General features: G+C 32.8%; 8 protein-coding genes. 3 read left to right on the top strand and 5 right to left on the bottom strand.

What is annotated here, in order from left to right; translation table 11 throughout:
- Positions 1–2 precede the first annotated feature (2 nt).
- A complete protein-coding gene (locus HUE88_RS00910; protein WP_194370184.1) occupies positions 3–5510 on the bottom strand; it encodes a tandem-95 repeat protein in 5508 nt (1835 codons plus the stop codon).
- A 188-nt stretch (positions 5511–5698) separates the two neighbouring features.
- Between HUE88_RS00910 and HUE88_RS00905 the strand changes: the two genes are divergently transcribed.
- Both HUE88_RS00905 and HUE88_RS00900 read left to right on the top strand, forming a co-directional pair.
- Positions 5699–7576, top strand: coding sequence for a 7TM diverse intracellular signaling domain-containing protein (locus HUE88_RS00905; RefSeq protein WP_194370182.1), 1878 nt, complete (start codon positions 5699–5701; stop codon positions 7574–7576).
- Complete coding sequence (locus HUE88_RS00900; protein ID WP_194370180.1) at positions 7563–8288, top strand: response regulator; 726 nt, start codon at positions 7563–7565, stop codon at positions 8286–8288. The genes HUE88_RS00905 and HUE88_RS00900 overlap by 14 nt, the downstream gene beginning before the upstream one ends.
- Before the next feature lie 342 nt (positions 8289–8630).
- Here the strand turns inward: HUE88_RS00900 and HUE88_RS00895 are convergent, their stop codons facing one another.
- From HUE88_RS00895 to istA, 4 genes are all read right to left on the bottom strand, one after another.
- Positions 8631–8843, bottom strand: coding sequence for a hypothetical protein (locus tag HUE88_RS00895; RefSeq protein WP_194370178.1), 213 nt, complete (start codon positions 8841–8843; stop codon positions 8631–8633).
- Positions 8840–9397 carry a DUF6933 domain-containing protein gene (locus HUE88_RS00890; RefSeq protein WP_194370176.1) on the bottom strand — a complete coding sequence of 186 codons (558 nt, stop codon included), beginning with the start codon at positions 9395–9397 and terminating at the stop codon, positions 8840–8842. The genes HUE88_RS00895 and HUE88_RS00890 overlap by 4 nt, the downstream gene beginning before the upstream one ends.
- Positions 9398–9597: 200 nt before the next feature.
- Positions 9598–10356 carry an IS21-like element helper ATPase IstB gene (istB, locus tag HUE88_RS00885; protein ID WP_194370174.1) on the bottom strand — a complete coding sequence of 253 codons (759 nt, stop codon included), beginning with the start codon at positions 10354–10356 and terminating at the stop codon, positions 9598–9600.
- Positions 10357–10371: 15 nt separating this feature from the next.
- Positions 10372–11913, bottom strand: a complete 1542-nt coding sequence (gene istA, locus HUE88_RS00880; protein WP_229860111.1) for an IS21 family transposase — start codon at positions 11911–11913, stop codon at positions 10372–10374.
- 348 nt (positions 11914–12261) lie between these two features.
- Here istA and HUE88_RS00875 point away from each other — a divergent pair, with 348 nt between their 5' ends.
- Entirely contained in the window at positions 12262–14364 is a 2103-nt protein-coding gene (locus tag HUE88_RS00875; protein WP_194370170.1) for a P-loop NTPase fold protein, read from the top strand.
- Positions 14365–14958: the final 594 nt, after the last annotated feature.

Here is a 14958-nt window from a genome sequence, read left to right as displayed (position 1 = left end):
CCTTACTCTATCACTAAGTCTGTAGTGAGGTTTGCTTGTGTTTTAATATATAAAACACTATTAATTTCATCTATTTCAACACTGTTTCCAGCATCGAATTCTGTTGACTCTTTGAGTGTTCTTGAGACAATTTCTCTATCGTTCTCATCTGTAGTACTTACTTTTTCAAACTGTGTATGGGTTGTTCCATCTGTGTTAGTCACTACTACTGCTCTTATGACATAGCCATCTGCATCTGGAGTGTTATCGCCAACTTCTGTTTGTACTTCACCTGTAGCTTTAATAACTGTAGCTGCGCCTTTTACTTTTGAGGTAGCGATAGATCTACCGCTTGGAGTTGTAACACTATGCTCTGCTGTTCCATCTGCTTTTGCTTTTACGGATACTTGAGTTCCATTTACATCTACTGAAGTTACAATCTCTATAGAACCATTTGCATCTTTAGCAATACGAGTTGAAGCGCCTACTTTTTCTGAAGTTGCTGTTGTTGTTTTACCAGTAACTGTTAATAGATGGCTTGCTTCTCCTGTTACGCTTGCGTTTACTTCTAGAGATAGATTTACATCTGAGTATGTTGTTTTTACTCCACTCTCTGTAAAGGCTACTTCTGAACCATTTAGATCTGAAGTAGCTGTTATAACTTTTCCAGCCACTGTTATCTCGTGGGTTACTGTTCCGTTTGTGTCTTCTTTAGTAGAAATCGTAAGATTATTGTCAATGCTGAGTGTTGTCGTTGTACCATTTTCATCAGACTCATAATCTACAACTCCAACTTTCTCTACATCCTCTCCATCTTCGAGTGGTAGGACAGTAAAGTGAAGTATATTTGATACATTTAAATCTCCATCGCTTAGAGTAATATTTATATCACTAGAGCCTACTGCTCCATCTATAGCTTCGAAGATAAGAACATTATTAGTAAATGACACGCTTGCAAGAGAATCATCTTCTATTACTGCAGTGTATGTAAGAGGATCTTCCTCTACATCTGTACCAAGAAGAGTTATATTTACATCTACAAAGTTTTTATAAACGATTTTAGTCTCAGCTATAGCAAACTCTGGTGCATCATTTACAGGAGTTACATCTACTGTAAAAGTTTTAGATACTGCTGCATCATTTTCATCTCTTACAGTTACAGTAATAGTCACTTCACCATTAGCATCTGCTACAGTTGTTAGGTTGTAGTCAAGTGTTTGACTCCATGCTGCTTGATCTAAAGGGTTTGTCCAGTTTGGTGAAACCATAAGAATGCCAGAGTCACTTGAGGTCATTGTTACAGTTAGTGCATCGCCGTCTATATCTGACACATTAAGTTCATAGTTGGCTGTAGCGCTATCTTCTAAGAGTGAAAGATTTGCAAAGACTGTGTCTATTGCAGGGTCATCATTTACAGCTGAAATTGCAACATCAAAGCTTTGCGTTGTAGTTTGTCCATTTGCTGTAGCGTTTACATCCACTCGCACTGTTCCGTTTGCATTTTCTACAGGTGTTATTACTACTTTATCATTAACGATAGTTACAGTAGCTATTTCACCATTACTCGAAGTTGCCACGTAACTAATCGCATCTCCTTCAACATCACTTGATATAAGTGTCAGACTTACCACATTGAAGTCTTCATCTAAAAGTTGGCTTTGAATAGTACTTAGTATAGGTGCATCATCCACCGGAGTCACATGTATAGTTGCACTCTTCACTTCTGTCCATGCTTCACCATCATATGCTTTATATGTGAAGCTTACATCTGTGTTGTTATTTTCACTTGGAGTATATACAAGAGTTGGTAACTCTGTAATGCTTACATTTGTATCTGCACCTAGAGCTATATTATCTCCTAGATGTAACATACCATGAGAAGGTAGAGTTACAATAGTAAAGATATTAGGATACAACTCATTTGCATCTTGAGATGAATCATTCGTATCACTATATACAGTTGTAGGATCTAATGTTGCGAAACTGTAGTTATTATCTTCATTAATCACTTTTTCAAAGTTAAGAGCTGTTGGAACATCATTGAGAGTATTAATATGAAGTGTAAATGACCTCGTGCCATTTTTATCTCCATCAAATGCGCCTAGAGTTATGTTTATATCTCCATATACATTTGCTTTTGGGGTGATGATAACAGATACATTGTTATCACTAATTCTAGTGATATTAAAGTCTCCATCCATTAATGATACTTTCGTTGAATCATTAGAATCAATTACACCTACTAAGAAAGCAGTAGGAGTGTAGTCATCACTGAATATGATATAGATTGGTTCTGTTTTTGAATCTTCGTTTATAGTTACTATGGAGTTATTTATATCAACTCCGTTAGAAGTTATATTTACATCAGGAGCGATGTTGTTTGCAGGATCAATAATAGTCACAACACCTGTTGCAGTGTTTGAATAAAGACCGCTTGCGTATGTATTATCGATACTTGTCATAATAGACCAATTAACATTTGCATTCAGTCCTGAATTATCTCCAGCGTTGAATCTGTAGTTTGCAAGATCCATCATGGATACTTCAAATGGAACTGAATCTATAAGAGTCCATGTAGAGCCTCCATCTGTTGTAGTTTCAAATGTTCCTACAGATGGTAAAGTTTCTATTTTTAACATAATTGGATTGTGTCCATCAACATCACTAAAGTTTGGTGAAAATGTATCAAAAGTATTTTGAGAGTTAGGTCCGACTGTTGCTGCCATAGAAAAAGCCACTGGTGCATCATCTGTTGGAGTTACTGTAATGCTAAATGTCTCACTATATTTTTCACCACTTGGATCTTCTACAGTTACATTTAACTCTGTTGTTCCAAATTTATTTGCAATTGGTGAAATTGACAATGCAAGACCGCCACTGTAGTTTGCATTTGCTATCCAATCTGTAGAGTTAGTTGGTATAGATATGATTGTACTATCATTCATATCTACAGATAGTTTTAGGTTATCACTATCTATATCTGATGGAGCGATAGATACATTAAATGTATCGAAATCTTCATCTTTGGTTATATCAGATATAGATGCAATGACAGGCGTGTCATTTACAGCCGAAATTGCAACATCAAAGCTTTGGGTCGCAGTTTTTCCATTTGCAGTTGCGTTTACTTCAAAGTTTACTAAACCATTTGCATCTGAAATATATGTAACAATTAAGTCACCATTTGCATCTACTACTGCTGTAGCGATTGAAGGGTTTGAAGAGGTAACTATGTAAGTAATAGGATGACCTTCTATATCATTCACCGCTAGAGTGATGTTTAAATCATCACCATCTTCAATACTTGTCTTATTTGCTATGGCTTCTAATGTTGGTGCATCATCAACTGCAATTACATTTATCGTAGCTGTATTGGCTGAGTTAGAGCTAGTTCTTCCATCATTTACTTTAAAACCAAAGCTATCATATGGAGTTCCAAATTCATTTACTGCTGGAGTGAACGTTAAGTTTACTATGTCTTCTACAGCTATTTGTTGATTTAGCGCTACGTTGTTGCTGTTTAGTTTTAATGTTCCTTTTGAAGGAAGAGTTGTTATTACTATTGAGTCTAGAACGTCGCCATAATTTGCATCAACATCGTTAAAGATAGATGTGAAGTTTGAATCGCTTACGTTTAGATTACTATCTTCATCTATAGTAAAGCTAATATTTGACGCTGTTGGCGCATGATTTATATTCTTTACTGTAATTTGGAAGTTATGTTCAGTTAGGTTTGTGCCATCACTGAGTGTTAGGTTTACATCATGTACTCCAATATCTGCAATTGTTGGGGTTCCTGATAAAATAGTTTTAGGAAGTTCAATCTTTAAAAAACCTGTTTTACCAGTTTCTGCAACATATATATTTCCTTGATTATCTAAATCTATACCTCTTGGTGAAGATAATCCACTCTTTAATATAGTAGTTTCAACTCCATTATATTTTTTAAGCGTATTATCTTGATCTGTAAAATAAATATTATTATATTTATCAACAGCAATACCCCATGGTGCATTAATACCACTGAAAACTACAGATGTTGATGAACCATCATATTTAATAATCTCACCATCTCCTTGATTTGTTATGTATAAATTACCATCATTATCTACAGCTATATGTCTTGGTGTGTTTAGTCCTGTAATTATAGTTTCTACAGTATTTCCATCATATTTTTTAATGACATTATTTCCTGTATCACATATATATAGATTATCATCCTTATCTATAGATAGACCATTTGGGCCTGACAATCCTGTAATTATAGTTTCTACAGTATTTCCATCATATTTTTTAATAACATCATCCATACTGTCGCTAACATATACATTACCATTACTATCAACTGCTACACCTAAAGGCATATTTAATCCTGTTATAATTGAGCTTTGAGAACCACTATCATACATATCAATAGTTTTATCTCCAAAAGAATCAGTAATATATACTTTTCCACTATTATCAATAGCAATATCATAAGGGACAGTAAGTCCTGATCCTAAATAAGAAGATTGCAAACTATAAGTATTAAGTTCCAACCAACTAGGAAGTTGTGTGTTACTTCTCACACTCCAGTTTAAGTCATCACCATCGACATCACTTCCTAAAAGTGTATAACTATAAATACTATTTTCAACTACGCTTGTAATTGGTGTACTTGTGATAGTTGGGGTATCATTTATAGCACTAATGTTAACATCAACATTGATTGTATCTGTTGATTGTCCATCGTCTACTTTAACTACAAAGCTATCAGTTCCATTGTAATTTAGATTTGGTGAATATGTAATATCTTGAGATGTACCATCTGGATTCGAACTTACTGTGGCTACTCCATTTGATGGAAAAGATAAAATACTCCAAGATAGAATATCACTATCAGCATCTGTTGCATTCAAAGTAAATGTTACATTCAGATCTTCACCTGTCTGTTGCTGAGTATCTGTACCTTCAGTGATAATAGGTGCCGTATTGACTGAATTTGATATCTTAACTTTAGGAGATTGCCAAAAATCAATTTCCCATCCCCATGGATTTTGAGTTACTACTTGATCGAAATTATATATCCTTTCAGTAGTAGGGTTAGTTACATTTTTCAGTGTTACCTCTAACGTTGAGTTGGCACTAATATCCTCAGCTAATTCTACTCGTATACTACCCATAATAAAAGATCTAGCTCGTACACAAGTAACAGCTACACCATTTAATGTAATAGAGTCTATAATATCAGCACAAGGGACAGTATAATCATCACCAGAAACGCCTAGCGTATAGTTGAATGAAAATTGACTAGGAAAATCTACAAAGAGGACAGAATTCTTATACCATGGAGCTGTCTCGTTTATATATGTAAAAGCTGTTTGGGTTGTATATGTAAATTTATACTTTGTAGTTGCACCTGTACTATAATCGTCTGCTACTATAGAGGTATTTAAAAGCGTCCCCGCAGAGGTATTTAAAAGCGTCCCCGCTTGCAAAGCTATAGAAAGTACCAACATAAGTACAAAAGCTTTTAATCTAAAAACTTGCATTTCATATCCTTGTGTTTTATTTTGTTTGTTTTCATCTTTCTTTCTTCCTTTCTTTCTAAAATCTACACATAGAATACCAAAACGGTGACGGAGCGGTGACGGAGCGGTGACGGATTGGTGACGGAAAATGAATTTTTTCGTGTGCTATACTTACACTTGTAAAAATAAAGCTCAAAAACACCCCTTTAATGGATAAAAGTGAAACATACATGATTAAATATATTTTTACTTTTCTCTTTTTTATCACAACTCTATTTTCAGATTCAAATATTATGGTTGGTGAAAATGATGCTGTAGATAATGATTTTAAAATTTCTTACATCAAAGATGAAACTGCACTTTTAAACATTGAAGATATAGCGACACAAGATTTCTCTAAAACCACTCCCAACAACTTTACCTTAGGCTACACAAAAGGTGCTCTCTGGCTTAAGTTCAGTGTCACAAATGCAAGCTTAGAAGAGCGTTTTATCATCTCACTTAATGAGAGTTTTTATGAAGTAGCAAATCTTTACTACTTCGATAAAAAATGGATAAAAAAGTCAAATGGAGTTTTTGTACCCATTCAAACTAGAGAGGTAAAAGAGAGCAAACTCTCGTTTGAGGTACCAATAGCTACTGGACAAACTCAGACTTTTTACGTACAGCTTCAAGGAAAGTACTCTTGCTTTGGTAAAGTCACTGTAGAAAAAAAGAGCTTCCTTCATTACAATAGTATTCTTAGCATGAACACTATAAATATTCTTTTATTTGGCATCTTGCTAATGATTGTACTTTTTAATCTTTTTTTATATCTCAAACTAAAAGAGAAGATATTTCTATACTATGTCGGTTACAGCTTTTTTAACCTTGTGTACATTGTAAACATGAGTGGTCTTTTAAGTTATGTAGGTTTAGGAAAGTACATCTATCACTTTCACCTCTCAGCTGCCTTTATGATAGGATTTTTAGTTCTCTTTTCACTCGAGTATCTTAAAGTAAAAAAATATCTCAAAAACTACTATAAAGCATTAAGACTACTCTCTGGAATCTTTTTTATTTTAGGTATTCTTGTATTATTCTCTTATCAACCATGGAATAAAGTTATTAACAATTTAGCAGGATTGACAAGTATTATTCTTATACTCATTTCAGTGATTATCTATTTTAAGGGCTACTCTAAATCAAAATATTATATTTTAGCCATGATGACTTACTTTGTATTTGTTGTGCTATTTACCTTTATGGTAGTGGGGCAGTTCGAGTATACATTTACTACAAGATATGGTTTTATCATTGCTTCTGCAATCGAAGCGATTATATTTTCTCTAATGTTAGCTGACAGATACAACGAGATGAAAGATGAAACGATTGCAACACAAAAAGTGCTAATAGACATAAAAAACACTACACAAGATCAACTAAAAAAAGAAGTGAGAAACAGAACAGATGATTTAACAAAGACAAATAAACAGCTAAAGCTACTCATAGATGAGAGAGAGTTGCTTTTAAGAGAAGTCTATCACAGGGTAAAAAATAACTTTCATGTCATCATCGGAATGCTATGGTTTGAAAATACAAAAGTAAGCAGTGAGGCTCAAAAATTTACAGAACTGATAAATCGTATAAAATCCATGTCTATGATACATGAACACCTTTACAATTCCTCAGACTTAGTAAATATTAATCTTAAAGAGTATCTTGAGAAAATCGTGAGAAACCTCTCTGCCTCTTATGGAGATATAAACTTGCAAATGAGTGATATGTCAAATAAAGTTATTGTTGAGTTTGACCATGCAATCTCCATTGGAATTCTTGTAAATGAAGTTTTGACGAATGCTGTAAAACATAATCAAGAGCATAAAAATCTCAGCATTAAAATAGCCTTGTATAGTGAAAAAAATAGAACTTTTTTAATTATTCAAGACAATGGTTTAGAGTTTAAAAAAGCAAAGAATGAAGATGGCTTAGGTTTAAAACTCATAGACCAATTTTGTAAAAAACTGCCAAATTCAAACTATACTTTTGACTTTAACGAAGGCACAAAATTTAAACTTAACTTTGAGAGCACTCATGCACACATATAATATTTTAGTAGTAGAAGATGACGTCTTTGGTCTGCAATACATAAAACATATACTTAGAACCTTAGGTTACAAAAATATATTTGAAGCGACAAATAAAGATGAAGCATTCAATATAGTTCAAAACCAGACTATAGACCTTGTCTTTATGGATATAAACATAGATGGGTCAATAGATGGCATTACCTCTGCTCATCTTTTAAATGAACTCTATTTTCTTCCCATTATATTTACGACTGCATATGGGGACTCTGCTACTATTTCAGATGCCAGTGACACAAATATTTTTGGCTATTTAATCAAACCTTTTGAATTAAGTGATGTAGAAGCAACACTGACAGTCGCACTCAAAAAGATAAAATATGTTCATCAAAGTATCCTAAAAGTACTTAGTCCTAATAAATTTATTGATTTAGGCAACAATCAATTATATAATCTTACAAAAAAAACATTTTTCATAGACAATATGCCTGTTGATTTGACAAACAAAGAACTTAATCTCCTAGATCTACTATGCAGAAATATAAATAACAACGTCTCTAATGAAACTATTAAAACAATACTATGGGAGAACAAAAATATCTCAAACTCCACTTTAAGAGATACAATGTCAAGACTTAGGAGAAAAGTCCCTTTATTACAAATTGAAAATATTGTCAATTATGGATATATTTTAAAAGGTAGTAATACTTTTTCTAGTACAAATTTGGCATAGTTCCAAATTTAATAAAATATAGTAAAATTCACTTTTAAATATTCAATATTTACATCATCTATTATTTTATATTTTAGGCACTATACGCGTTAATGGTTGGTACTACTTTTAGTAAAATAAATATCATATTGATAGAGGAGAAATACACTGTTTTATAACGCACACGCATAGCATAAACTCCACAGCATCTCTAGCATTGCCAGTACAGAGACCTCTATCAAGTTCATTTTCTTCTTATATTTGAAACAATTTTTAGTAACAGGAAGATTGTTCCAAATAGAGCTGAATTTTGGAACATACTCCAAAACACACTTTAGGAGAAAAGTACTCTAAATAATAGCCCTATCTATACTCTTCAATAATTAAATCAAACTCTCTTTTGGACTCTTCATCAGTATCAAAAAAAGTATCTTCAATTTCTAGTTTATCATACTTATAATACTCTTTTCTAATTCTATATTTGAAACTTTTATCTGTGTAGACTATACAATCTAAATTTATATAAAATCCTAAACAATCATCCATCTCAATTTCAATAATTTCTTTTATTTTCATTCTATTTTACCATCCCAATCAACATTATTTACACTACTGCAGTTTTTAGAGTGAGGGTTACTATTATCTGAATTACCTAACAACTCTTTAAACAAATCAGTAGGGTAGTTATACTTAACATACTTGTAAGGTGTATTGTTGAGTTTTCTGTGAAGCTCATAGAGATTATCTCCAGCATACAGATAAGCTTCAATCTGATTTTTCATATCATTCATAGAAGAAATTACACTCCTATTGGAAGTTTTAGCATATTGAATATTTTCTAATGAAAGTAATACTTTTTCAAACTGATATTGAGAGAATCCCAACTCTACCATTATCTTAAAAATGGGTTGAGAAATACTCTCCTTAAAATCTTTGAAATCAGAAGCTATTAATCCATATATAAAAAATGAGAATAGAGTTTTATCGTTGGTAATTAATACACAGTTGTATCTACCAAATTTGAGTAAATTACAATGATAATTACCTATATCGTTATGCTTCGTGGTATCAATCTCTACTAAATCTACTTTGAGTTTATCTGATAATTTTTTTGTTAGTTGTAGAATCATTCTTAACTCCATATCTCTTTATAAAATGATACTCAAACTTCATTGACAATAGGATTATATGTTAACTCCCTATTTAATTAAATTGAAGACATAACTAAGTGTGCATATGACGGAGTATCCGGACACCTCTGCCGTTTCAGTTCGGACAGTTTAAGAAGAGATATTTTCTGTAACAACATTTTAGCATAAGTGTCCGGATGCTATTCTAATATTTCCTTATTCTCTATCGTAGATTTGATTTTTCGCATAGATGGTCCACTTAATTCTACCCTGTGAGACGAGTGAACAACCCTGTCTAAAATTGCATCTGCAATTGTGTTGTTATTGAGATAGTTGTACCACTCACTCACTGGAAGTTGTGAGGTTATAATAGTAGAATTTATCTCAGTTCTGTCCTCAATAATCTCAAATAAATTTGTAGCGTCATCTTCAATCATTGGCGCAACTCCAAAGTCATCAAGAATCAGGAGCTGAAATCTTGAATATTTTTTGAGTAAATTTGTATAAGTCCCATCTATTCTTGATATTCGTATCTCCTCAAGCAATGAAGGTGTCCTTATATAATATGCTCTGTATCCGTCAATAATTGCGCGATTAGCCATTGCTTGAGCAATGTAACTTTTACCAGTGCCTGTTTTACCCGTGATTATGACGTTTTGCTTGGAATGTATAAAATTTAGTGCTGCCAGAGAGTGTATCTGTGTCTTATTTATTTTTCTTCTTGGAGAAAAATCTATAGCATCTATTGCAGCTTGTTTATCTTTTATTTTTGAAAGTCTAAATGCCATCGCAATGCGCTTATTTCTAAGAAAGATATCCTGAGCATCAAGAAGTTGATAGAGTCTGTCTTCGAAACATAGAGTGTCGTAGTTAACATCTTCTATCTGGTGCATATATGCATCTTTAAAACCTTTGTAGCTTAACTCGCCAAGTTTATTGATTATTGTTGTGTGATCCATTGTATTTTTCCTTTTTTATTTATATTCATCCGCACCGCGGATATTAGTGTGTGTATCAAAGAGTGATTGTTTAGGAGGAATTGTGTTGTTGGCACTCTTTGCAAGATAGAGTTTTTTATCAAGTATGGACTTAATAGACTTGGTTGTGACAGTTCTCATTCTTACTGCGTACATAAGCGCTAATTCTAGTTCTGTTTTTCCATAGATGCGAGCTAGTGAGAGTACAGCAGATATTTTTCTGTACGCTTGAGGATTGTGTTGCACTTCTTCAAACGCATCTTCTACAAACACACTTGAGAATTCACCGATATTTTTAGCCCATGAGCGGAGTCTATCTGGGTTCATCTTCTCATTGATGTATTGATGGTCATTTGGCATATGCTCATGAAGTGTTGAACTCTCCCCAATCCTCCTGAGTCTTGGATGTGTGGCTATGAGTTTATGTTTATGATAGATATAAACACTCTGAGTTGAATATCTCACTTCAACTTCTTCTTTTATGTATTTAAAGGGTACGGAGTAATTGCACTTTTCTAAAGTTATGTGGTAGTCTTGATTGACACGAGCGATTTTAAACTGCTTATAAACATATCTGTTCATAGGGAGTGGATTTAAATATGGCTTATCAAGTTCTTCAAATAGCTCAGTACGGCTTTTTTGCAGATGCTTGATAACTTTATCATTATATCTATCAAGAAGTGGAGCAAGGGCTTGGTTTAGTTCGTCTACACTAAAGAATTTGTGATGGCGAAATCTTGCTAATATGTAGCGCTGTATAGCTTGAACACCTTGTTCTGCTTTAGGCTTGTCTTTTGGTTTACGAGGTCGTGCCGGTTCAACAGCGATGGAATAGTGTCTATTTAAATCAGCATAACTTTCATTGACGACTATTCCATTTTTATTATTGGAGATAATGGCTGACTTGAGATTGTCTGGAACTATAACTCTTGGTATACCACCATAAAAGCTATAACACATTACATGTGAATAAATAAAATCCTCTTGTGTTTGACTTGGTGTTGCATGTACAAATGTATATCCACTCGCTCCCAATACAGCTACAAATATCTGTGCTTTTTCGACTTCGCCGGTTCTTTGATTATAAATTGGCATCGTTAAGCCACTATAATCCACAAAGACTTTTTCGCCCGCTAAATGGGTTTGACGCATTGATGGGTTAAGTGTTCGTTTAAATCTGCTGTAGTATAAACGAAACTGTGTATATTCGTATCCATCAGGGTTGTCTACCTTATACTCTTCCCAAAGAAGTTGGAGTGTCACCTTAGTTTTTTTGCGGAGTTTCATCTCTTTGTGGAGATAGTTCATGTCTGGCATTGCTCTACGAGAGACTATAACAGATGAGTGTTCAGGAAATAATTTTAATCTTAGTGAGTCATCGTCTAAAATATTGATTTGCTCAATACTCAGACCAGAGGTTTTAAATCTTTTTATGTAATCGGATATTGTACTTTTAGCTACTCTTGTAGCACCTTCAATTCTCCGCAAAGACAAATTCATAACACTATGAAGTTGCAGTACATCTCGAACTTGTTTCATTGATATTATCCTCATTTAACACCCTTGTAAAATCATTTACAATCAGTGTATTTAAATTTAGAAAATATCTCTTTCTTAAACGATTCTAAAATCGCGTTTTTTATCCAAAAGTGTCCGAATCATTTCCGGCATCACTGTCCGATTAGAACCGGCACGGGTGTCCGAACTAAAACGGCATTGGTGTCCGATTTGCTCCGTTTTTTGCATAAGTGTGATTTTTATCCATAATTTCTAAGTAAAAAAGCAGATGAAAGATTAAAAAAGCGTGCTATTAGAAATGCAGAAAATGATATAGAAAAACTAAATAGGGCTAATCCTATTGTTTCTTATAGCCCTATTGGCAAAGAGATGATTGATGCTATGGATAATGACCCTATAGCTGCAATTAAAAAATATGCTACAAATTTTATTACATTACGAGAAGTAAAGAGCCATGTTAATGCTCAGAATATTGACAATAAAACTAAAGCTGTTATTAGCGAAAATACTATTACTAACAGTATTCAAGAAAATACAAAAAAATCTATTGATATATATGCAGTACATAGAAATGATGGGACAATTATTGCAAGAGTTTCTAGTGATCAAGAATTTAAAATTGATGACGAACTCTCTATCGGTTCTGATGTTAAAGCATTAGCTAAAGTAATTGCTTATAACAAAACTCCCTTACCATTGGCAATAGGTTTATTCGGCCGTTGGGGTAGTGGAAAAAGTTTCTTTATGCATAAATTAGAAGATCAGATCAATTATTTGAGCAGTTCTGAAGAGAGTGTATACTGTAAACATATTGTGCCTATAAAATTTAATGCATGGCACTATTCTGACTCAAATTTATGGGCAAGTTTAGTCAATAAAATTTTTCATGATTTGAATATATATATATCAGGTTCAGACAAAAAAGACTACAAAACACTTTACTCAAAACTTGAATCAGTAAAAGAACATATTAATGAAAAAAAGAGTCAAAAGCAAGAGTTAGAAGATACTAAAAAAATTAATGAAAAAGAACTTGAAAAAATAGCAGGTACTAAAGAAAATTTAGAAGGACAAATAGCTAAATTAAAAAATACTTCTACAAAAATATTACAAATACCTAGTGTTAAAGAACGAATAGATATTTTTTCTAATGATGACACTTTAGGCTTTAAGAGTTTTAAAGATATACATAAAGCTTATGTTGATGCTAAAAAAATTGGAACACTCCTTAAGCAAGTATGGAGTTTATTATATAAATCAATATATTTTTGGATATTTTTGATAATTCTTATTCCTTTTATTATATATTATAATGAAATTAATAATTGGCTATTATCAATACTTACTCCATCTTTACCAGTAATTCTTCTAATAGCTAAAAAAATATCTACAGTAAGAGAAAAAATAACTCCATTAAAAAAAATTATAGATCATTGGGACTCGTATGAAGAATCTGTTATACAACAGAATACTGAAGAAGAAAAAGGTTTACTTAGCCAAATTAGCTCTCTAAATTTACGTATTATAAATATTCAGAATGATATCTTTGATGAATCTAAAAATATTGAATATATTGAGAAAGAGATAGAAGATATTAAATCAGGGAAACGTCTTGCTTCATTTATTTCTCAAAGGTTTGAAAGTGATGATTATGCAAAACATCTTGGAGTAATTTCAACAATCAGAAATGATTTTGAGGCATTAACGAGTCATCTAACAAATAGCAATGAGGAATCTGAATATAAGATAGATCGTATTATTTTGTATATAGATGATTTAGATAGATGTCAACCAGAAATGGTTATGCAAGTGCTTGAAGCAATACATTTAATACTAGCTTTTGATTTATTTGTTGTTGTTGTTGGAGTAGACCCAAAATGGGTTTCTAATAGTTTAATATCAAATTCAGCAACAGGCAACAATAAAATCGCTCCTTCAGAATATTTAGAAAAGATTTTTCAAATACCATTTAAGCTTAAAAATATGGATACTCAAGATAAAAAGAATTTGTTAGATTCTTTACTACAGCAAGACTCAGCAGGTGTGGAACAAGACTCAGCAGGTGTGGAACAAGACTCAGCAGGTGTGGAAGGCTCACCAGATAGTAAAAATCAAGAGGTCACGCGGCTAGAAATTACAAAAGCTGAATTATTATTTATATCTAAAGTTGTGAATTTTGTTGGTGACACACCTAGGACAATTAAGCGTTTTGTCAACATTTATAGAATAATAAAATCACATGCAGATATGCCTCCTTACAGTGAAGAATTTCATTCGCATTATGAAATTATAGTTTGTTTCTTGGTTATCTTATTTACTAAATTAGATGATGATGAATTACTTAAAGATAAATTCTGGCAAAATATAATTAAAGAGGTTGGATTTGATTCTAAATGCGAAACAGTTACTGGTATTCATCCTAAAATAATTGAAAGATATAAAACATTTGTTATGAGGTTTAGCTTTGATTAAAATTGATGTTCAATACTAAAAGTTATATGCCAAATACTAACAAAGAAATATTTTTTGATAATATAGTTCCTAAATTTATCTATAAAACCCAATAATTCTAGAGTGAGTAAGGAGGAGAGGCTGTAGTTAGGGCTTAAAGCATGCCAAAAAATTTGGCAGACCTATCTGCTCTTGATTTTTACATATATACGATATATGTTATAATTCCATCGTTTCGATCAGTTATCGAATAGCCTCTTCGCCTTTTACACGCTCAGCAAGAGCATACCATGCAACTGTCGGTTGTGCTGTACAGCTTGTTCCTTGTCTATATGTGATAGTTTAGATTTAGGTCTTGGTATGAGAAGGTGATGAGAGCATAGTATCATCCACAGCGCTACTAACTCGCGTGTAATCGATCCCCCTTTTTGTTTCCATGTGAGAGCAGCCGCGACTATATCAATTTCTACTATTTTTTCAATATACTAGGTACTCATTATGCTTTTTAACTATGCTATTACACATAACAGTATATTTACTTCATCAGACGCTTGATAATACGCCTATCATTTTATTTTTAACATTGATAATTGATTGAGTTGGGAACAGGTACCA

It is taken from the genome of Candidatus Sulfurimonas baltica, assembly GCF_015265455.1.
In the GTDB taxonomy this organism is placed as follows: Bacteria; Campylobacterota; Campylobacteria; order Campylobacterales; family Sulfurimonadaceae; genus Sulfurimonas; species Sulfurimonas baltica.
This window is presented reverse-complemented; position numbering and strand designations above follow the sequence as displayed.